Genomic DNA, 20,161 nt, shown 5'->3' with positions numbered 1-20,161 from the left:
ACTGCCCCGGTGTGCTCTCGGTATCCTTGCCCCATGGTGGTTGCGATAGCGCCGGCCAAGCCGGGTAGCACCGGGCAGCGCGAATCCGCGCCGGTCGAGGCTACGACGAGCCCGTGGGTCACCATCGTCTGGGACGATCCCGTCAATCTGATGACCTACGTGACGTATGTGTTCCAGAAGCTGTTCGGCTACAGCGAGCCCCATGCCACCAAGTTGATGCTGCAGGTGCACAACGAGGGCAAGGCCGTGGTGTCGTCGGGTAGCCGGGAGTCCATGGAAGTCGACGTATCCAAGCTGCATGCCGCCGGATTGTGGGCGACGATGCAGCAGGACCGCTGAGACCCGGGGCGGCCGGAACACATCGTGCGCAAATGGAAGCGCGTCGAGACGCGCAGCGGTCCCCGTTTTCGGTCGTCGCTCGCCCCGCACGAGGCGGCGCTGTTGAAGAATCTGGTGGGCGCGATGATCGGGTTGCTCGACGAGCGCCAATCCACCTCGCCGTCCGACGAGCTCGAGGAGATCACCGGCATCAAGACCGGGCATTCCGAGCGCCCGGGCGATCCGACGCTCGGGCGGTTGCTGCCGGACTTCTATCGGCGCGACGGGGCCGACCCGCTGACTCTCGAAGCCTCCGAGACGCTGAACGCGGCGTTGCGAAGTGTGCACGAGCCGGAGATCATCGACGCCAAACGTGTTGCCGCCCAACAGTTGTTGGACACTCTGCCGGGCAACGGCGGCCGGTTCGAGCTGACCGAGGAGGGCGCCAACGCCTGGATCGCGGCCGTCAACGATCTGCGGCTGACCCTGGGCGTGATGCTCGAAATCGGCCCGCAGGGTCCCGAACGCCTACCGGCCGACCACCCGCTGGCCGCGCACTACGACGTCTACCAGTGGCTGACGGTGTTGCAGGAATACCTGGTGCTGGTGTTGATGGGGCCGCGATGAGCTCCATCACCGACGTGGGCGGTATCCGCGTCGGACATCACCACCGGCTGGACCCCGACGCATCGCTGGGCTCCGGGTGGGCCTGCGGTTGCACCGTGGTGTTGACGCCGCCGGGCACCGTCGGCGCGGTCGACTGTCGCGGTGGTGCGCCCGGTACCCGCGAGACCGATCTGTTGGACCCGGTCAACAGCGTGCGCTACGTGGATGCGGTGTTGCTGTCCGGTGGCAGCGCCTACGGTCTGGCCGCCGCCGACGGCGTGATGCGCTGGCTGGAGGAACAGCAACGCGGCGTGGCGATGGACGGGGGAGTGGTACCGATCGTGCCGGCAGCGGTGATCTTCGATCTGCCGGTGGGCGGCTGGGATTGCCGGCCGACGGCCGAGTTCGGTTACCAGGCCTGCCAGGCGGCCGACGACGCGTCGCCGCCGGTCGGGATTGTCGGCGCCGGAGTCGGGGCCCGGGTCGGTGTGCTCAAAGGCGGCGTGGGGACGGCGTCGGTGAGCCTGCCGTCGGGGGTGACGGTGGGCGCGCTGGTGGTGGTGAACGCTACGGGCGAAGCCGTCGACCCGGCCACCGGTCTGCCGTGGCCGAGCGAACTGATCAGCGAGTTCGCGCTGTGCCCGCCACCGCCCGAGCAGGTCGATGCGCTGGCGCAGTTGCCGTCGCCGTTGAGCGAGTTGAATACGACGATCGCGGTGGTCGCGACCGACGCCGCGCTGAGCCCCGCCGCGTGCCGGCGGGTCGCGATCGCCGCGCACGACGGCCTGGCACGTACGCTGCGCCCGGCGCACACCCCGCTGGACGGCGACACGGTTTTCGCGTTGGCCACCGGTGCGGTCGAGGTGCCGCCCTCGGCGAACACCCCGGCCGCCATGTCGCCGGAAACCGGCCTGCTCACCGCGGTGGGGGCGGCGGCCGCGGACTGTCTGGCGCGCGCAGTGCTTGACGGGGTGATCGCGGCCGAATCGGTCGCCGGCGTCCCGGCCTACCGCGACGTGCTGCCCGGAGCGTTCCGGAGATGACAGCGTGCTGGTGATCAGGGCCGATCTCGTCGACGCCATGGTCGCGCACGCCCGCCGGGACCATCCCGACGAAGCCTGTGGCCTGCTGGCCGGTCCGGAATCCCGCGACCGTCCCGAGCGGCACATCCCGATGGCCAACGCCGAGCACTCGCCGACCTTCTACCGATTCGACTCCGGCGAGCAGCTCCGGGTGTGGCGCGAACTCGAAGCGTGCAACGAGGCGCCGATCGTCATCTATCACTCGCACACCGCGACCGAGGCGTATCCCAGCCGGACCGACATCGACCTGGCCGCCGAACCCGACGCGCACTACGTGCTGGTGTCCACCCGCGATCCGGACTGTCACGAGCTGCGCAGCTACCGGATTGTGGACGGCGTCGTCACCGAAGAACCCGTCGACATCGTTGCGCAATACTGATCCCGTCCACGTCACGAAAGGCCCGCATGACCGTCCACGTGTCCATCCCGACCATCCTGCGTCCGCACACCGGCGGCCAGAAGCGCGTCTCGGCGACCGGTGACACGCTCGGCGCGGTCATCCGGGATCTGGAAGCCAACTATTCGGGCATCTCCGATCGCCTGATCGACGGGGACAAGCTGCACCGGTTCGTCAACATCTACGTCAACGACGAGGACGTGCGGTTCTCCGGAGGACTGGACACCCCAATCGCCGACGGCGACTCGATCACCATCCTGCCCGCCGTCGCCGGGGGCTGAGCGCCACGCATGACGCGACAGGTGGCCGGCGCCGGTAGCCTGGTGATGCCGAAAACGCTCTGAAAGGGCAGCTATGGGCATGAGTTCGAAGGTTCCGGCCAGACAGCAGAAGCCCGGCTGGGTGGTCGGTGCGACCACAATCATCACGTTCGTCGCCCTGTTGTACGTGGTCGAGTTGATCGACCAGCTCAGCGGAGGTCGGCTGGACCATAACGGCATCAGGCCGCAGACCACCGACGGTCTGTGGGGCATCCTGTTCGCGCCGCTGCTGCACGCGAACTGGCAGCACCTCATCGCCAACACGGTGCCGATGCTGGTGTTGGGTTTCCTGATGACGCTGGCCGGGCTGTCGCGGTTCGTCTGGGCCACCGCGGTCGTGTGGATCCTGGGTGGCTTCGGCACCTGGCTGATCGGCAACGTCGGGAGTAGCTGCGGGCCGACCGACCACATCGGGGCTTCCGGCCTGATCTTCGGCTGGCTGTCCTTCCTGCTGGTGTTCGGGTTCTTCGTGCGTCGGATGCGGGACATTCTGATCGGGGTGGCGGTGTTGTTCGTCTACGGCGGCGTGCTGCTCGGCGCCCTGCCGCGGCTGCACATGTGCGGTGGCGTGTCGTGGCAGGCGCACCTGTGTGGCGCGGTCGCCGGCGTCATCGCGGCGTATCTGTTGTCGGCCCCGGAGCGCAAGGCCCGCGAGCGCAAGCGATCCCAGCGGGCGCCGCATATGAAGTCATGAGTTCGCCGCTGTCGCCGGTCGGAATCTTCGACTCCGGCGTGGGCGGGCTGACGGTCGCGCGCGCGATCATCGACCAGTTGCCCGACGAGGACATCATCTACGTGGGGGACACCGGCAACGGCCCGTACGGTCCGCTGCCCATTCCGGAGATCCGCGCGCACGCACTGGCCATCGGAGACGATCTGGTCAGCCGCGGCGTCAAGGTGTTGGTGATCGCCTGCAACTCGGCTTCGGCGGCTTGTCTGCGGGACGCGCGGGAACGCTACGACGTGCCCGTCGTCGAAGTGATCCTGCCGGCGGTGCGCCGCGCGGTGGCCACCACGCGCAACGGCCGCATCGGGGTGATCGGCACCCGTGCGACGATCACCTCGCACGCCTACCAGGACGCGTTCGCCGCGGCCCGCGACACCGAGATCACCGCGGTGGCCTGCCCGCGGTTCGTCGACTTCGTCGAGCGCGGCGTCACCAGCGGTCGTCAGGTGCTGGGCCTGGCCGAGGGCTATCTGGAGCCGCTGCAGCGCGCCGAGGTCGACACGCTGGTGCTGGGCTGCACCCACTATCCGTTGCTGTCGGGACTGATCCAGCTGGTGATGGGGGACAACGTCACCCTGGTCTCGAGCGCCGAGGAGACCGCCAAGCAGGTGCTGCGCGTGCTGACCGAGTTGGACCTGTTGCGCGAGCACCCGGACGGTCCGGGCGTCCCCGGGCCATCGCGGATGTTCGAAGCCACCGGTGATCCCGAGGCGTTCGTTGCGCTGGCGGCCCGCTTCCTGGGTCCCGCCGTCACCGGCGTCGACCCGGCCCGTCCCACACGCGTTCACTAGGCGGTATGCCGATGATTCTGGTCGAACAATGCGGCGATGTTTTCCCCATCGTGGTATCGGGCATGGCACAGTGGTGTCCGTGCGATTAACCGTGCTCGGATGCTCCGGTAGCGTCGTGGGTCCGGATTCGCCCGCGTCGGGTTATCTACTTCGGGCACCGGACACCCCGCCGCTTGTCATCGACTTCGGCGGAGGTGTTCTCGGCGCGCTGCAGCGCCACGCTGATCCCGGATCGGTGCACGTCCTGCTCTCGCATCTGCACGCGGACCACTGCCTGGACCTGCCCGGCCTGTTCGTATGGCGCCGCTATCACCCGACATCGCGGCCCGCCGGCAAGGCGTTGCTGTACGGGCCCAGCGACACCTGGTCGCGGCTGGGAGCGGCGTCGTCGCCCTACGGCGGCGAGATCGACGACTGCTCGGACATCTTCGAGGTACGCCACTGGGTGGACCGGGAACCGGCGTCGATCGGCGCGCTCACCGTGACGCCGCGCCTGGTGGCGCATCCGACGGAGTCGTTCGGTCTGCGTTTCACCGACCCGTCCGGGGCGTCGCTGGTGTACAGCGGTGACACCGGGGAATGCGACCAACTCGTCGAACTGGCGCGCGACGCCGACGTCTTTCTGTGCGAGGCGTCCTGGACGCACTCGCCCAAACACCCGCCGGCACTGCATCTGTCCGGCACCGAGGCCGGCCGGGCCGCAGCCCGCGCCGGGGTCCGCGAGTTGCTGCTGACGCACATCCCGCCGTGGACGTCGCGGGAGGACGTGATCAGCGAGGCCAAGGCCGAGTTCGACGGTCCGGTGCACGCGGTGGTACCCGGAGAGACGTTCGAGATCCGGCAGGCTGGCTAGCGATTCCGGCACCCGCGGCCCGTCTCTGACCGCCAACGCTGACGGCTAGTCTGGGCATCGTGTCCAAACGAGAAGACGGCCGCCTTGACGACGAGCTTCGTCCGGTGGTCATCACCAGGGGATTCACCGAGAATCCAGCGGGTTCGGTGCTCATTGAATTCGGCCACACCAAGGTGTTGTGCACCGCCAGCGTGACCGAAGGCGTGCCGCGCTGGCGTAAGGGATCGGGGCTGGGCTGGCTCACCGCCGAATACGCGATGTTGCCCTCGGCCACCCACACCCGCTCCGACCGCGAATCGGTGAAGGGGCGCATCGGCGGGCGCACCCAGGAGATCAGTCGCCTGGTCGGCCGATCACTGCGTGCGTGTATCGACCTGGCCGCGCTCGGGGAGAACACCATCGCCGTCGACTGCGACGTGCTGCAGGCCGACGGCGGCACCCGCACGGCTGCGATCACCGGCGCCTACGTGGCGCTGGCCGACGCGGTCACCTACCTGTCCGCCGCCGGCAAGCTCTCCGATCCCCGGCCGCTGTCGTGCGCGATCGCGGCAGTGAGCGTCGGGGTGGTCGATGGCCGGGTGCGCGTCGACCTGCCCTATGAGGAAGACTCACGCGCCGAGGTGGACATGAACGTCGTCGCTACCGACACCGGGACACTGGTGGAAGTGCAGGGCACCGGCGAAGGTGCGACATTCCCCCGGTCGACCCTGGACAAGCTGCTCGACCTGGCGCTCAGCGCCTGTGACGAGTTGTTCAACGCCCAGCGCGAGGCGTTGGCGCTGCCGTATCCCAAGGAGCTGCCCGGAGGCGCGCAGCAGCCGAAGGCGTTCGGCAGCTGAGCGTGCCGGACGGTGATGAGCCGCTGCGCCCGGCTTCGCCGCGCTTGCGCACATCGGAGCCGGACGGTGATGAGCCGCTGCGCCGGGCTTCGCCGCGCTTGCGCACATCGGAGCCGGACGGTGATGAGCCGCTGCGCCCGGCTTCGCCGCGCTTGCGCACATCACGGTTACTGGTGGCCAGCCGCAACCGCAAGAAGCTGGCCGAGTTGCAACGGGTGCTGGACGGCGCCGGGCTGTCCGGGGTGACGCTGGTGTCGCTGGACGAGGTGGCGCCGTTCGACGAGGCCCCCGAGACCGGCGCGACCTTCGAGGACAACGCACTGGCCAAGGCCCGCGACGCATTCACCGCGACCGGCTTGCCCAGCGTCGCCGACGACTCCGGGCTGGAGGTCGCCGCGCTGAATGGGATGCCCGGTGTGCTGTCGGCCCGGTGGTCCGGAACCCACGGCGACGACGCCGCCAACACCGCGTTGCTGCTCGCGCAACTCGGCGACGTGCCCGACGAGCGGCGCGGTGCGGTGTTCGTCTCCGCGTGCGCCCTGGTCTCGGAATCCGATGAAGTGGTGGTGCGCGGCGAGTGGCCCGGCGTCATCGCCCGGGAGCCCCGGGGGGACGGCGGGTTCGGCTACGACCCGGTCTTCGTCCCCGATGGCTCGGACGGGCGCACCGCCGCACAACTGACCCCGGCCGAGAAAGACGCATCCTCGCACCGCGGACGTGCGCTGGCTCAGTTGTTGCCCGCGTTGCAGCGGTTGGCTTAGTCGCGGTCAGATGTTGAACTGCGCCTTGACTTCGCGGCTCTGACGACGCTCGACGATGATTCCCAGGATCGGGACGGTGCCGGCCAGCAGCACACCGATCGTCTTGCCGATCGGCCAGCGAACCTTGATGGCGAGATTGAACGCCGCCAGCATGTAGACGAAGTACATCCAGCCGTGCACGACCTCGATCCAGCGGATCTCGTGTTTGAACACCAGGTGCGAGACGATCTCGCCGCACAATGCGATCAGCCAGATACCGGTGATCCACGCCATGATCCGGTACGCCGTCAACGCGGTGCGGATCTTCGCGACGGGGAAGATCGACGCGCTGCGTTCGGCCGGCGGAGTCTCGGGTGTGCTCATGCAGTGGTCCTGTTCTGCTTGTCAGCGTCGTGCTCGGCCAACTCGGCCAGGTATGCGTTGTACTCGCGCAAGGCGGGATCATCGGGCTGCTGCGGTTCGGGTCTGGGACGCTCGGGCAGCAGGCCGGGCGGGATCTCGGTGGCCGCGTTGCGCGGCTCGGGCGGCGCATCTTCGTAGCGGACGAAGTTGCGATACGCATAGACCCAGAACCAGGCGAAAAGCGGCCACTGCAGGGCGTAGCCGAGGTTCTGGTAGCTACCGGACACCGACTGGAATCTGGTCCACTGCCACCACCCCAATGCCAGGCAGCCGCACGCCGCAAGGATCACCAGTGCGATCAACGCGGGACGGTGGCGCCGTCGACGAGGAGCCTGGATGGACACCCCATGACGGTACCGCGCGGCACCCTGTCGGCCGGTTCGTCGGTAGGGGGAGCGGTACGATCGGCGTCGTCGCGGGCGTGATGAAATTGGCAGACATGCCGGCTTTAGGTGCCGGTGCTCGGAAGAGCGTGTGGGTTCGAGTCCCTCCGCCCGCACCAGAACGGAGGCACACATGTCGGTTGCCCAGCGAGAGCGCGCTGCTCTGGTCGAGACCATTCGAAGCACCGGGCCCGATGCGCCGACGCTGTGCGAGGGGTGGGCCACCCGGGATCTGGCGGCCCACCTGGTGATCCGCGAATACCGGGCAGATGCCGCACCAGGCATCCTGATCCCGTTCTTCGCCGGTCACACCGAGCGGTTGCAGAACAAGGTCGCGCAGGAGACGGACTGGGAAGACCTGGTGGACAAGATCGCAGCCGGTCCACCCAAGTACTCGCCGTTCAAGCTCATCGACGCGGTGGCCAACGTCGCCGAATATTTTATTCACCACGAGGATGTGCGGCGTGCCAGCGCGGACTGGGAGCCCCGCGATCTGGAACCGAAACTGGTCGCCGGCCTGCGCCGGACCCTGCCGTTGATGGGCCGGCTGACGTTGGCCAAGGTGCCCGGTCGGGTCGCGCTGCGCACCGACGACGGCAAGACGGTGCTGATCGCGGGTCACGGTCCCGCTGTCACAGTGACCGGCGACCCTGCAGAACTGCTGTTGTTCGCGGTCGGTCGGCAGGCTCGCGTCGACTTCGACGGTGACGAGGCGGCGGTTGCGGCTGTCCGGGACGCGCCCAAGGGGCTGTAGCGCGCCTCAGTTTGACCATCGGTAAGGTAACCCTTAGTTTGTGGGGGTAACTTACTAGCTCGGGGTGGCAGCTGATGAAGACCGCGACAGCGCGGGTGGGTGGCCGTCCACCACTCATCACGGTGAACGACGTGATTCGTGTCGGACGCGAGCTGGGGATGCAACGGCTGAGCATCAACGCCGTCGCCGCGCAGTTGAACGTGTCGGCCACCGCCTTGTATCGGCATGTGGAAAGCCGTTGGGCGCTCGAGCGCCTGGTGGGTGAGAGTCTGCTCGCCGAACTCGAGCTGATCGACGATCCGAGTCACGGCATCGAGCAGCACCTGCTCGCATTCGGGCTGCAGCTGTGGCACTTCACTGTGGACCATCCCGGGCTGGCGTCTTACCTGCAGGTCCTGTTCCCCCGCGGTGACGCCGGGGTCGAGCTGCTGGTCGCCGAAGTCAACTCGTTGCAGCGGCGCGGGTACACCACGGATGCGGCCATGGTGCTGGGCAGCGCCGTGGCGACGCTGGCGCTCAGTCTGGCGGCCCGCGAGGTGAGCAACACCAGCAGCACCGGCGGCGAACAGGCCATGCGGTTCGCGCAGGAACGCGACGCCGTTGCCGAACGGTTGACAGGTCACCCGCGGTTGGGTTCGGCATACCGCGGGTTGCCGGAGCTGTCGAGTACGCAGTACGTGCGGCTGTTGCTGGCCGCGTCGATTCGGGGTCTGGTGGCCGAAATTCCGCCCGGCCGGCCAATAGTGGAAGTCGCGGCGGATCACGCCGTCGCGGGAGAGGACCGTTGATGGCACGCGGTTTATCCGGCGTCGTAATGAAAAGCTATGGGGCGCGCGATCATTCGGCAACGGTTCGCGAGACCGTAATGATCGCACCGCATTTCGTCCGAGTGCGGATGGAATCAGAGACCTTGTTCGACGAGGTCGAGCCCGAGCCGGCCGCCTGGCTGCGATTCTGGTTTCCCGACCCGAAGGGCTCCAAGACCGAATTCCAGCGCGCCTACACACTTTCCGAGGCCGACCCGTCCACCGGTCGTTTCGCCGTCGATATGGTGTTGCACGAACCGGCCGGCCCCGCCTCGAGTTGGGCCCGCGATGTGCAGCCCGGCGCGAGCATCGCCGTCATGGTGCTGATGGGCTCCACGCGTTTCGACCGCCCTGAGGAACAGCCGGCCGGTTATCTGCTGGTCGGCGACTCGGCGTCCATTCCCGGGATGAACGGGATCATCGGGACCGTTCCGGACGAGGTGCCGATCGAGATGTACCTCGAGCAGCACGACGACAACGATCGGCTCATCCCGATCGCGCCGCACCCCCGGCTGCGGGTGCACTGGGTGCCCCGACGCGACGAGAGGTCGCTGGCCAACGCGATCGAAAGCCGGGACTGGTCGAACTGGTACTGCTGGGCCACGCCGGAAGCCAACGCGCTCAAGAACGTCCGCAAACGGTTGCGCGACGATTTCGGCTTCCCCAAGTCCGAGATCCACGCACAGGCGTACTGGAGCGCGGGCAAGGAGATGGGCAAACGCCGCGGCGACCAGCAGGACGTCGTCGACACACCGGAGCTTGCGACCCGCACTGAATCCGAAGATGTTGTGACACAGCCGGAAACGCCGCGGCGAGGTCGCTGGCGTGCGCAGGCCGCCGGTGAGCTGCTGGCTCCGCTGCGCTCGGCGTTGATCGCCTCCGGGGTATTGCAGGGCATTGTCACGCTGGTGCAGCTGGCGCCCTTCGTGCTGCTGGTCGAGCTGGCCCGGCTGCTGGTCGCCGGCGCCGACGAATCCCGGCTGTGGAACCTCGGCCTGTGGGCGGTCTCCCTGCTGGGCCTGGGTGTCCTGCTCGGTGCCGCGCTGACGTTGTGGCTGCACGTCGTCGACGCACGGTTCGCCACCGAGCTGCGGTCGCGGTTGCTGGCCAAGCTGTCCCGGCTGCCGCTGGGCTGGTTCACCGCGCGTGGGTCGGGGTCGATCAAGCAACTGGTCCAGGACGACACCCTGTCGCTGCACTACCTGGTCACCCACGCGATCCCTGATGCGGTCAACGCAGTCGTGGCGCCGGTGGCGGTGCTGATCTATCTGTTCGTGGTCGACTGGCGCGTGGCGCTGGTGCTGTTCATTCCCGTTCTGGTCTACCTGGTGACCATGTCGGTGATGCTGGTCCAATCCGGGCCGCGGATCGCCCAGGCCCAGCGGTGGGCGGAGCGGATGAACACCGAAGCGGGCGCGTATCTGGAGGGCCAGCCGGTCATCCGGGTTTTCGGTGGCGCTGCGGCATCCAGCTTTCGGCGTCTGCTGGACCAGTACGTTGGTTTCCTCGTCGCCTGGCAGCGCCCGTTCACCGGCAAGAAGACGCTGATGGATCTGGCCACCCGACCCGCGACGTTCCTGTGGCTCATCGCGACCACCGGCACGCTGCTGGTGGTCACCAATCAGATGAATCCGGTGGATCTGTTGCCGTTCTTGTTGTTGGGCACCACGTTCGGCGCCCGACTGCTCGGCATCGGTTACGGCCTCGGTGGTATCCGGGGTGGGATGCTGGCCGCGCGGCGGCTGCAGATCGCCCTTGCCGAACCAGAACTCACCGTCGCAGCGTCGCCGCCCCGGGCCTCCGACGCGAGCGTGGTGTTCGATGCGATCAGCTTCGGCTACCGGCCGGATGTGCCGGTGATCCGCGACGTATCACTGGAATTGCACCCGGGTACGGTCACCGCGCTGGTCGGGCCCTCCGGATCCGGAAAGTCCACGCTCGCCGCACTACTGGCGAGGTTCCATGACGTGCAGGACGGCTCGATAAGGGTGGGCGGCAACGACATCAGGTCGCTGACCGCAGACGAGCTCTACACCCGGGTCGGGTTTGTGCTGCAGGAGACGCAACTGGTGCACGGAACGGTCGCCGAAAACATCGCGCTCGCCGTGCCGGACGCCACCCTCGAGCAGATCCAGGGCGCGGCGCGCGAGGCGCAGATCCACGACCGCATCCTGCGCCTGCCGCAGGGCTACCACACGGTGCTGGGCGCCGGCAGCGCGCTGTCCGGCGGGGAACGGCAACGGCTGACCATCGCCCGCGCCATCCTGGCCGACACGCCGGTCCTGATCCTGGACGAAGCCACCGCCTATGCGGACCCGGAATCGGAATACCTTGTGCAACAGGCACTCAACCGGTTGACCAAGGACCGCACCGTGTTGGTGATCGCGCACCGGTTGCACACCATCACCGGGGCGGATCAGATCGTCGTGCTTGACCACGGCCGCATCGTCGAACGCGACACCCACGACCAACTGCTGGCCGCCGACGGACGCTACCGTCGGCTCTGGGATACCGGGCGGCCCGCCGTCAGCGTCGGGCAGGAGGTGACACGATGATCCGCACCTGGCTCAGTCTGGTACCGGCCGCTCATCGTGGCAGAGTGATCGCCTATGCCACACTGACTTTCGTCTCGGTGGTGATCCGGGCGGTGGCTACGGTGTTGCTGGTACCGCTGGTGGGGGCGTTGTTCGGCGACACCCCGCAACGCGCGCTGGGGTGGCTGGGCTGGCTGACCGCGGCGACCGTGCTCGGCTGGATGATCGACACCACGACCGCGCGAATCGGGTTCGACCTGGGTTTCGCAGTGCTGGACCACACCCAGCACGACGTGGCCGACCGGCTATCCGATGTCCGGCTGGACTGGTTCACCGCCGAAAACACCGCGGCTGCACGGCAAGCCATCGCCTCGACCGGACCTGAACTCGTCGGTCTGGTGGTCAACCTGCTGACGCCGCTGATCAGCGCGGTGCTGCTGCCCGCGGTCATCGCTCTGGTGCTGTTGCCGATCTCCTGGCAACTCGGGGCTGCCGCGCTGGCGGGTGTGCCGCTCATGCTGGGCGCGCTGTGGGCTTCGGTGCGGTTGTCGCGCAAGGCCGATGCCGCCGCCGGGGCGGCCAACAGCGCGCTCACCGAACGCATCATCGAATTCGCCCGCACCCAACAGGCTTTGCGTGCCGCGCGACGGGTGGAACCGGCCCGCAGCATGGTCGGCGACGCACTCAACGCGCAACACAGCGCCACGATGCGATTGCTGGGCATGCAGATTCCGGGTCAGCTGCTGTTCAGCTTCGCCAGCCAGGCAGCGTTGATCCTGCTCGCCGGTGTCACCACGGCTTTGACGGTGGGTGGCACCCTCACCGTGCCTGAGGCCATCGCGCTGATCGTGGTGATGGCCCGCTACCTGGAGCCCTTCACCTCCGTCAGCGAATTGGCACCGGCGTTGGAGAGCACCCGCGCCACCCTCGACCGCATCCGTTCGGTGCTGACCGCCCCGCAACTCCGGGCGGGCACCGGGGAGCTGGGCTCGCCGGCTGCGCCGCGCATCGAATTCGACCGTGTCACTTTCAGTTACGACGAAAGTAGCCATCCGGCGTTGGACAACGTCAGCTTCGCGCTGGAACCGGGAACCGCGACCGCCATCGTCGGGCCGTCGGGTTCCGGCAAGAGCACGGTGCTGGCGCTGATCGCCGGACTGCATCACCCCACCCGCGGCCGGGTGCTGATCGACGGGGTCGACGCGGTCACCCTGGATGCCGCGGCGCGCCGTGGCGCGAGCAGCGTCGTCTTCCAGCATCCCTATCTCTTCCACGGGACCATCCGCGAGAACGTGCTGGCCGGTGCTCCCGGCGCCGACGAGGACCGCCTTGACCGCGCCCTCCGGCTGGCCCGGGTCGACGAGTTGATCGGCCGGCTTCCCGATGGAGCAGCGACGGTGGTGGGCGAGGCAGGTTCGGCGCTGTCCGGTGGCGAGCGGCAACGGGTGAGCATCGCGCGCGCACTGCTCAAAGGCGCTCCGATCCTGTTGGTCGACGAGGCGACGAGTGCCTTGGACAACGAGAACGAGGTCGCCGTCGTCGACGCGCTGACCGATGAGCCGGAGTCGCACACCCGGGTGATCGTGGCGCACCGGCTGGCCAGCATCCGCCACGCGGACCGGGTGTTGTTCGTGGAGAACGGGCGCGTGGTCGAGGACGGCGCCGTCGATGAGTTGCTCTCCGCCGGCGGGCGATTCAGCGAGTTCTGGCGTCAGCAGCACGAAGCCGCGGAGTGGCGGATTCTGGCTGAGTAGGACGCCGGCCCGGACTGGGTACCGAAAGACATGCGGTATGACTTACAGTCGATGGGCTGGTGCTGTCGACTGCTGGTGGAGGCCTGTAATGAGTGTCCTGATGTCGATCCCGCGGTACCCCACCGATGTGACTGCCGAGTGGCTGTCGGCGGTGCTGAGCCGCAGTGGTGCAGCCGTCGAAGTGACCGACGCCGACGTCACGGCGATCGGCACCGGGCAGACGGGCGCCACCTACCGAGTGAGCGTGCGGTACGGCTCGGAGCCGGCGGGGCTGCCGCCGACTTTCGTGATCAAGCTGCCGGCCCAGGACGACGCCGTGCGCGACCGGGTCGTCATCGGGTACCGCAGCGAATGTGCTTTCTACGCGTCGGCCGTCGATCGGGTGCAGGTGCCGACGCCGCGGTGCTATTACTGCGAGATCAGTGCCGACGCGCTGGATTACGCGCTGCTGTTGGCTGATCAGGCGCCGGCGGTGCAGGGCGATCAGCTCCGGGGCTGCGCTGAGCAAGAGGCACGACTGGCGGTGACAGCGCTGGCCGGCCTGCACGGACCGAGCTGGTGTGATCCGTTCTGGCTGGGATTCCCCGGCGTCGCGTTCGCCCGGCCGGACCAGGCCGGGGCCCAGGGTATGGGCGAGGTGGCCAAGATGAGTGCCGAGATCACGCTAGCCAAGCTCGGTGATCGGATGAGTGCTGAGGACCGCGAAACATTTACTGCGACAATGAATTCAGTGGCCCCCTGGCTGATGGCCGAGCATGACCGATTCGCGCTGCTGCACGGTGACTACCGGCTGGACAACATGTTGTTCGATCCCGGGCACACGCGGATCAGCATCGTCGACTGGCAGACTCTCGGCGTGGGTCTTCCGGCGCGGGATCTGGCCTACTTCACCGCGACCAGTTTGGACTCGGCACTGCGCGCGAGCCTGGAGGAAGATCTGGTCGCCGATTACCACCGGGCGCTACAGGGTTACGGAGTCACCGACTACGACCGCGAAACATGTTGGCGCGACTACCGGCTCGGGGTCGTGCAGGCGCCGTTGATCGCGGCGCTGGGTTTTGCCTTCGCCAGTTCCACCGAGCGCGGCGACGACATGGTGCTGACCATGCTGTCCCGGGGTTGCCGGGCGATCCGCGATCTGGGGACGTTGCAGCTGATCTGACGCTGCGCTCAGGGCGGGGGTGACTCGCAATCGGTCGCCGCCGGCGCAGCGTCAACGCGCCCGCTGCGCCGCCTTCACCAGATTCGAACCGATGATCAACTGTTGAATCTCGCTGGTGCCCTCGTAGAGTCGCAGCAGCCGGACGTCCCGATAGATGCGCTCCACCGGTACCCCCCGCATGTAGCCACTGCCACCGTGCACCTGCACCGCGAGATCGGCCACTCTGCCGGCCATTTCGGTGCAGAACAGCTTGGCCGCCGACGGTGCGATGCGCCGGTCTTCCTCGGCGACCCAGGCCCGCGCGGTGTCGCGGACCAGCGCGCGCCCGGCCAGCACCCCGGTCTGCATATCAGCCAACATCGCCTGCACCAACTGGAAGCTGCCGATCGGCGCGCCACCCTGGGTCGCGGTCGCGGCGTAGGCCACCGACTCGTCCAGGGCGCGTTGCGCGGCACCTACTGCGAGGGCCGCGATATGGACCCGGCCGCGCGCCAGCGACGTCATCGCCGCCCGGTAACCGATGTCCTCGCTACCGCCGACCAGGGCGCTGTCGTCGACGCGGACGTCGGTGAAGCTGACGTCGGCGGTCCAGGCGCCTTCCTGACCCATCTTGGCGTCCTTGGCGCCCACCTCGACCCCCGGCGCATCGGCGGGGACCAAGAAGACGGCGATGCCGGGACCTTTGTCGTCGGCTGGCCGGGTGCGGGCGAACACCACGAACAGATCGGCGGTGGGGGCGTTGGTGATGAAGCGCTTCTGTCCCTCGATCACCCAATCCTGCTCGTCCCGAACAGCTTTGGTCTTCAGTCCGGCCGGGTTCGAGCCTGCGCCGGGCTCGGTGAGCGCGAAGGAGGCGACGACGTCACCGGAGGCGATCGCTTCCAGCCAGCGCGACTTCTGCTCGTCGGTGCCGAACCCGACGAGAACCTGCCCGGCGATGCCGTTGTTGGTGCCGAACATCGACCGCAGCGCCAGCGAGGTGTAGCCGAACTCCATCGCCATTTCGACGTCCTGCACCAGGTTCAACCCGAGACCACCCCATTCCTGCGGGATCGCGTAGCCGAACAGGCCCATCTTCGTGGCCTGGTCACGCAGATCGTCGGGCACCCGGTCGTCGTCGAGGAACTCCTGCTCCCGTGGCACCACTGCGGTACGGACAAAGTGGCGCGTCTGCGCCAGGATCTCGCGGAAGTCCTCGTCGGAGACCTCGGCAGCGGACATTGTTCGGTGCTCCTTCGGACGGCTGATAGGATACGCAATATCATATATGAAATATGATCCGGGACGTTTGTGGCGCCCGACTCCGGGCCGGAAAGGGATGAGTGATGTCGTTGCTGGAGGGTCAGACCGCGGTGGTCACCGGCGGTGCGCAGGGTCTCGGTTTCGCCATTGCCGAGCGGTTCATCGCCGAGGGTGCGCGGGTAGTCCTCGGCGATGTCAATCTGCAGGCGACGCAGGTCGCGGCCGAGAAGTTGGGCGGTGATCAGGTGGCCGTCGCGGTCCGCTGCGATGTCACCCAGGCCAACGAGGTGCAGAACCTGATCGACACCGCCATCGACCGTTTCGGCGCCTTGGACATCATGGTCAACAACGCCGGCATCACCCGCGATGCGACCATGCGCAAAATGACCGAAGAGCAGTTCGACCAAGTGATCGACGTACACCTGAAGGGCACCTGGAACGGGACCCGCCTGGCGGCGGCGGTCATGCGCGAGGCCAAGCACGGGGTGATCATCAACATGTCGTCGATCTCAGGCAAGGTCGGCATGATCGGCCAGACCAACTACTCGACGGCCAAGGCCGGCATCGTCGGAATGACGAAGGCCGCTTCCAAAGAGCTTGCCTACCTTGGTATCCGAGTGAATGCGATCCAGCCCGGCCTGATCCGCTCGGCGATGACCGAGGCCATGCCGCAACGGATCTGGGACTCCAAGGTGGCCGAGGTGCCGATGGGACGGGCCGGGGAGCCCAGCGAAGTCGCCAGCGTCGCCCTGTTCTTGGCTTCCGACCTGTCCTCGTACATGACCGGCACGGTCATGGAGATCACCGGCGGTCGGCACCTGTGACCGAGGCCGTCATCTGCGAGCCGATCCGCACGCCGATCGGCCGGTACGGCGGAATGTTCAAGTCGCTCAGCGCGGTTGATCTCGGCGTCGCCGCTCTGCGCGGTCTGCTGGACCGCACCGGCATCGCCCCTGAGACGGTGCAGGACGTCATCCTCGGACACTGCTATCCCAGCGCCGAGGCACCTGCGATCGGCCGGGTGGTGGCCCTCGACGCCGGTCTGCCGGTCACTGTTCCCGGCATGCAGGTCGACCGCCGCTGCGGATCTGGGTTGCAGGCGGTGCTTCAGGCGTGCCTGCAGGTGAGCACCGGCAACAACGACCTGGTGGTCGCCGGCGGCTGCGAGAGCATGAGCAATGTGACGTTCTATTCCACCGATATGCGATGGGGCGGAGCACGTTCCGGAGTCCGCGTGCATGACGCGCTGGCCCGCGGCCGCAGCACTGCTGGTGGCCGTAACTACCCGGTCCCCGGCGGCATGCTGGAGACCGCCGAGAACCTGCGCCGCCAGTACGGCATCTCCCGGCAGGAGCAGGACGAGCTCGCGGTGCGGTCACACCAGCGGGCGGTGGCCGCCCAGCAGGACGGCCTGCTCAACGACGAGATCGTCCCGGTCGCCGTACGCACGCGGGCCGGTGCGGAACTGGTCGACACCGACGAGCATCCCCGCGCCGACACCACGGTGGAATCCCTGGGCAAGCTCAAACCCGTGCTGCTCAACGATGATCCGGACTCGACGGTGACGGCGGGCAACGCCAGCGGACAGAATGACGCGGCGGCGATGTGCGTGGTGACCACGCCGGCGAAGGCGGCCGAACTCGGCCTGCGTCCGTTGGTGCGGCTGGTGTCGTGGGGTCAGGCCGGCGTCGCGCCCAACATCATGGGAATCGGACCGGTGCCGGCCACCGAGGTCGCGCTGGCCAAGGCCGGCCTGCAGCTCAGCGATGTGGACCTGATCGAACTCAACGAGGCCTTTGCCGCCCAGGCCCTCGCAGTGATGCGGGAGTGGAATTTCGGTGCCGCCGACCATGATCGGACCAATGTGCTCGGCTCGGGCATCTCGCTCGGGCATCCGGTCGGAGCGACGGGCGGGCGGATGCTGGCCACGCTGGCACGTGAACTCGACCGGCGCCAGGCCCGATTCGGCCTGGAAACCATGTGCATCGGCGGGGGGCAGGGATTGGCCGCCGTCTTCGAGCGGGTCACGTGACCGGCCCGGCCCTGCCGCTCAGCGGCCTGCGCATCATCGAGGTGTCCAGCTTCGTCGCCGCGCCGCTGTGTGGGTTGACGCTCAATCAGCTTGGCGCGGAGGTGATCCGCATCGACCCGATCGGCGGCGCCTCGGATGTGCAGCGCTGGCCGTTGACCGAGGACGGCACGTCCATCTACTGGACCGGGCTGAACAAGGGGAAGCGTTCGGCCACCATCGACCTTCGGGCACCCGAAGGCCAGGATCTGGTCCAGCGGTTGATCGTCGCGGGTGACGGCATCGTCGTCACCAATTCGGCGGGGCTGCCCTGGCTGAGCCATGAGGCGTTGGCGGCCAAACGATCCGACGTCATCCATGTCCAGTTGCTGGGCCGGGGCGACGGATCCACCGGGGTGGATTACACCGTCAACGCGGCCATCGGCTTCCCGCTCGTCACCGGCCCGGCCGAACACGCGGGCCCGATCAACCACGTGCTGCCCGCCTGGGACGTCAGCTGCGGGCTGTACGCCGCGCTTGCCGTCGTCTCCGCCGTGCACCGTCGCGCCCGGTCCGGGTTGGGCGCCCGGATCAGCCTGGCTCTCGAGGACGTCGCCTTGGCCACTGCGGGCAATCTCGGGCTGCTGACCGAACCGCAGGTGCTCGGAACCCAGCGGCCGCGGGTGGGCAACTCCATCTTCGGCCAGTACGGTCAGGATTTCGTCAGCCGCGACAATGCCAGATTCATGGTGGTGCTGTTGACGCGCAGGCATTTTCGTGACCTGGTGGAAGTGACGGGGACCGGGGCGGCGCTGACCGCGTTGGCCGAGGCGCTGGGAGCGGACTTCGCGGCCGAGGGTGACCGCTACCGCTACCGCGACGTGCTGTCCGGGCTGTTCGGCACCTGGTTTGCCGAGCACACCGCCGACGAGATCGATGCGGCGTTGTCCGGCACCACCGTGCTGTTCGAGCGCTACCGGACCTTCACCGAAGTCGCCGTGGATCCGAAAGTCACTGCCAACCCGTTGTTCTCCCGACTTCATCAACCCGGAGTCGGCGACTACCTGGCCCCGGCCATGCCGACGGCGTTCGACGGTGTGCACCCCGCCAGCGCGGCCGCGCCGGCGCTGGGCGCCGACACCGCCGACGTGCTGATCGAGTACCTGGGATTGACGGACGAGGACATCGCGCGTCTGGCGACCGCGAAGACGATAGGGACGAAAAGCGCATGACACGCCTAGCCCAGACGCTCGGCCTGACCGAGATTCAAACCGAGATCATCGCCACGGTAAGGCAATTCGTCGACAAGGAGATCATTCCCGCCGCAGCCGAACTCGAACGCAGCGACACCTACCCGCAGGCCATCGTCGACGGCTTGCGCGACATGGGCCTGTTCGGTCTGATGATCCCCGAGGAGTACGGCGGCCTGGGCGAATCACTGCTGACCTACGCGTTGTGCGTGGAGGAGCTGGCGCGCGGCTGGATGAGCGTCTCCGGTGTGCTCAACACCCACTTCATCGTCGCGTACATGTTGCGCCAGCACGGAACCGCCGAACAGAAGCTACGATTCCTGCCGCGGATGGCCACCGGTGAGACCCGTGGCGCGTTCTCCATGTCCGAACCGGAGCTGGGGTCCGACGTCGCCGCCATCCGCACCCGCGCGACCCGCAACGAGGACGGCACGTACACCATCGACGGCCAGAAGATGTGGCTGACCAACGGCGGCAGCTCGACACTGGTCGCGGTGCTGGTGCGGACCGACGAAGGCGCCGACAAGCCGCACCGCAACCTGACCGCGTTCCTGGTCGAAAAGCCCACCGGCTTCGGCGAAGTGCTGCCCGGCCTGATCATTCCCGGCAAGCTGGACAAGCTGGGTTACAAGGGCATCGACACCACCGAACTCATCTTCGACGGTTACGGGGCGAGTGCCGAAGACATCCTCGGTGGCACGCCGGGGCAGGGCTTCTTTCAGATGATGGACGGTATCGAAGTCGGCCGGGTCAACGTGTCGGCACGGGCCTGTGGGGTCGGAATCCGGGCCTTCGAGCTGGCGGTGCGGTACGCCCAGCAGCGGCAGACATTCGGCAAGCCGATCGCCGAACACCAGGCGATCGCCTTTCAGCTGGCCGAGATGGCCACCAAAGTCGAAGCCGCACATCTGATGATGGTCAATGCGGCCCGGCTGAAGGACTCCGGGGAACGTAATGACGTCGCGGCCGGGATGGCGAAGTATCTGGCCAGTGAATTCTGTTCGGAGGTGACCCAACAGAGCTTCCGGATCCATGGCGGTTACGGCTACTCCAAGGAGTACGAGATCGAGCGGCTGATGCGCGATTCGCCGTTCCTGCTCATCGGCGAGGGCACCAGCGAAATCCAGAAGCAGATCATCAGCAAGCGCCTGCTCGACGAGTATCGGATGTGA

At 67.6% G+C, this 20,161-nt stretch carries 22 protein-coding genes and 1 tRNA gene; 20 read left to right on the top strand and 3 right to left on the bottom strand.

The annotated features are described in order from the left end of the window. The first annotated feature begins 33 nt into the window (after positions 1 to 33). The 10 genes from clpS to rdgB all read left to right on the top strand — a co-directional run bounded on the left by clpS (position 34) and on the right by rdgB (position 6,694). Positions 34 to 339: an ATP-dependent Clp protease adapter ClpS gene (clpS, locus tag ACZYZ9_RS12590; protein ID WP_055579620.1), complete on the top strand. Its 306-nt coding sequence runs from the start codon at positions 34 to 36 to the stop codon at positions 337 to 339. A gap of 24 nt (positions 340 to 363) precedes the next feature. Then, complete coding sequence (aosR, locus tag ACZYZ9_RS12585; RefSeq protein WP_463826594.1) at positions 364 to 945, top strand: oxidative stress transcriptional regulator AosR; 582 nt, start codon at positions 364 to 366, stop codon at positions 943 to 945. Next, a complete protein-coding gene (locus ACZYZ9_RS12580) occupies positions 942 to 1,967 on the top strand; it encodes a P1 family peptidase (protein WP_463826593.1) in 1,026 nt (341 codons plus the stop codon). The genes aosR and ACZYZ9_RS12580 overlap by 4 nt, the downstream gene beginning before the upstream one ends. Before the next feature lie 4 nt (positions 1,968 to 1,971). Continuing rightward, on the top strand, positions 1,972 to 2,385 hold the full coding sequence (locus ACZYZ9_RS12575) for a M67 family metallopeptidase (RefSeq protein WP_463826592.1): 414 nt from the start codon (positions 1,972 to 1,974) through the stop codon (positions 2,383 to 2,385). Between the two features lie 26 nt (positions 2,386 to 2,411). After that, entirely contained in the window at positions 2,412 to 2,684 is a 273-nt protein-coding gene (locus ACZYZ9_RS12570) for a MoaD/ThiS family protein (RefSeq protein WP_463826591.1), read from the top strand. Between the two features lie 79 nt (positions 2,685 to 2,763). Beyond that, positions 2,764 to 3,417 (top strand): rhomboid family intramembrane serine protease, encoded by a 654-nt coding sequence (locus ACZYZ9_RS12565; RefSeq protein ID WP_463826590.1) that lies wholly within the window; start codon positions 2,764 to 2,766, stop codon positions 3,415 to 3,417. Then, on the top strand, positions 3,414 to 4,241 hold the full coding sequence (gene murI / locus ACZYZ9_RS12560; RefSeq protein ID WP_463826589.1) for a glutamate racemase: 828 nt from the start codon (positions 3,414 to 3,416) through the stop codon (positions 4,239 to 4,241). Before ACZYZ9_RS12565 ends, murI begins: the two co-directional genes overlap by 4 nt. Before the next feature lie 73 nt (positions 4,242 to 4,314). Beyond that, a complete protein-coding gene (locus ACZYZ9_RS12555) occupies positions 4,315 to 5,094 on the top strand; it encodes a cyclic nucleotide-degrading phosphodiesterase (protein WP_463826588.1) in 780 nt (259 codons plus the stop codon). A gap of 59 nt (positions 5,095 to 5,153) precedes the next feature. Beyond that, entirely contained in the window at positions 5,154 to 5,933 is a 780-nt protein-coding gene (gene rph, locus ACZYZ9_RS12550) for a ribonuclease PH (RefSeq protein ID WP_463826587.1), read from the top strand. A 152-nt stretch (positions 5,934 to 6,085) separates the two neighbouring features. Continuing rightward, the gene (rdgB, locus tag ACZYZ9_RS12545; protein WP_463826802.1) at positions 6,086 to 6,694 is read left to right on the top strand and encodes an RdgB/HAM1 family non-canonical purine NTP pyrophosphatase; all 609 of its coding nucleotides are present in this window, start codon (positions 6,086 to 6,088) and stop codon (positions 6,692 to 6,694) included. 6 nt (positions 6,695 to 6,700) lie between these two features. On the opposite strand, the gene ACZYZ9_RS12540 is transcribed toward rdgB, so the two are convergent. Next, positions 6,701 to 7,057, bottom strand: a complete 357-nt coding sequence (locus ACZYZ9_RS12540; RefSeq protein ID WP_463826586.1) for a DUF3817 domain-containing protein — start codon at positions 7,055 to 7,057, stop codon at positions 6,701 to 6,703. Further along, positions 7,054 to 7,440, bottom strand: coding sequence for a hypothetical protein (locus tag ACZYZ9_RS12535; RefSeq protein ID WP_463826585.1), 387 nt, complete (start codon positions 7,438 to 7,440; stop codon positions 7,054 to 7,056). The genes ACZYZ9_RS12540 and ACZYZ9_RS12535 overlap by 4 nt, the downstream gene beginning before the upstream one ends. A 71-nt stretch (positions 7,441 to 7,511) precedes the next feature. On the opposite strand from ACZYZ9_RS12535, the gene ACZYZ9_RS12530 reads away from it, so the two are divergent. From ACZYZ9_RS12530 to ACZYZ9_RS12505, 6 genes are all read left to right on the top strand, one after another. After that, a tRNA-Leu gene (locus tag ACZYZ9_RS12530) sits at positions 7,512 to 7,598 on the top strand. 14 nt (positions 7,599 to 7,612) lie between these two features. Beyond that, positions 7,613 to 8,233 carry a TIGR03085 family metal-binding protein gene (locus tag ACZYZ9_RS12525; protein WP_463826584.1) on the top strand — a complete coding sequence of 207 codons (621 nt, stop codon included), beginning with the start codon at positions 7,613 to 7,615 and terminating at the stop codon, positions 8,231 to 8,233. A gap of 74 nt (positions 8,234 to 8,307) precedes the next feature. Beyond that, positions 8,308 to 9,021 (top strand): TetR/AcrR family transcriptional regulator, encoded by a 714-nt coding sequence (locus ACZYZ9_RS12520; protein WP_463826583.1) that lies wholly within the window; start codon positions 8,308 to 8,310, stop codon positions 9,019 to 9,021. Next, complete coding sequence (locus ACZYZ9_RS12515; protein WP_463826582.1) at positions 9,021 to 11,594, top strand: ABC transporter ATP-binding protein/permease; 2,574 nt, start codon at positions 9,021 to 9,023, stop codon at positions 11,592 to 11,594. Before ACZYZ9_RS12520 ends, ACZYZ9_RS12515 begins: the two co-directional genes overlap by 1 nt. Continuing rightward, complete coding sequence (locus ACZYZ9_RS12510) at positions 11,591 to 13,327, top strand: ABC transporter ATP-binding protein (protein ID WP_463826581.1); 1,737 nt, start codon at positions 11,591 to 11,593, stop codon at positions 13,325 to 13,327. Before ACZYZ9_RS12515 ends, ACZYZ9_RS12510 begins: the two co-directional genes overlap by 4 nt. Before the next feature lie 88 nt (positions 13,328 to 13,415). Further along, a complete protein-coding gene (locus ACZYZ9_RS12505; protein WP_463826580.1) occupies positions 13,416 to 14,489 on the top strand; it encodes a phosphotransferase family protein in 1,074 nt (357 codons plus the stop codon). Between the two features lie 51 nt (positions 14,490 to 14,540). Here ACZYZ9_RS12505 and ACZYZ9_RS12500 read toward each other — a convergent pair whose 3' ends face one another. After that, positions 14,541 to 15,710, bottom strand: coding sequence for an acyl-CoA dehydrogenase family protein (locus ACZYZ9_RS12500; protein ID WP_463826579.1), 1,170 nt, complete (start codon positions 15,708 to 15,710; stop codon positions 14,541 to 14,543). A 101-nt stretch (positions 15,711 to 15,811) separates the two neighbouring features. On the opposite strand from ACZYZ9_RS12500, the gene fabG reads away from it, so the two are divergent. The 4 genes from fabG to ACZYZ9_RS12480 are packed head-to-tail and all read left to right on the top strand — an operon-like array spanning position 15,812 to position 20,161. After that, positions 15,812 to 16,555: a 3-oxoacyl-ACP reductase FabG gene (fabG, locus tag ACZYZ9_RS12495; RefSeq protein ID WP_463826578.1), complete on the top strand. Its 744-nt coding sequence runs from the start codon at positions 15,812 to 15,814 to the stop codon at positions 16,553 to 16,555. Beyond that, entirely contained in the window at positions 16,552 to 17,763 is a 1,212-nt protein-coding gene (locus tag ACZYZ9_RS12490) for an acetyl-CoA C-acetyltransferase (protein ID WP_463826577.1), read from the top strand. The genes fabG and ACZYZ9_RS12490 overlap by 4 nt, the downstream gene beginning before the upstream one ends. Further along, on the top strand, positions 17,760 to 18,971 hold the full coding sequence (locus tag ACZYZ9_RS12485) for a CoA transferase (RefSeq protein WP_463826576.1): 1,212 nt from the start codon (positions 17,760 to 17,762) through the stop codon (positions 18,969 to 18,971). Before ACZYZ9_RS12490 ends, ACZYZ9_RS12485 begins: the two co-directional genes overlap by 4 nt. Then, on the top strand, positions 18,968 to 20,161 hold the full coding sequence (locus ACZYZ9_RS12480) for an acyl-CoA dehydrogenase family protein (RefSeq protein WP_463826575.1): 1,194 nt from the start codon (positions 18,968 to 18,970) through the stop codon (positions 20,159 to 20,161). Before ACZYZ9_RS12485 ends, ACZYZ9_RS12480 begins: the two co-directional genes overlap by 4 nt.

It is taken from the genome of Mycobacterium sp. IDUB_28 (assembly GCF_055419285.1).
Note: the sequence above shows the minus strand (reverse complement) of the source record. Positions and strands in the feature narration are given on the sequence as shown.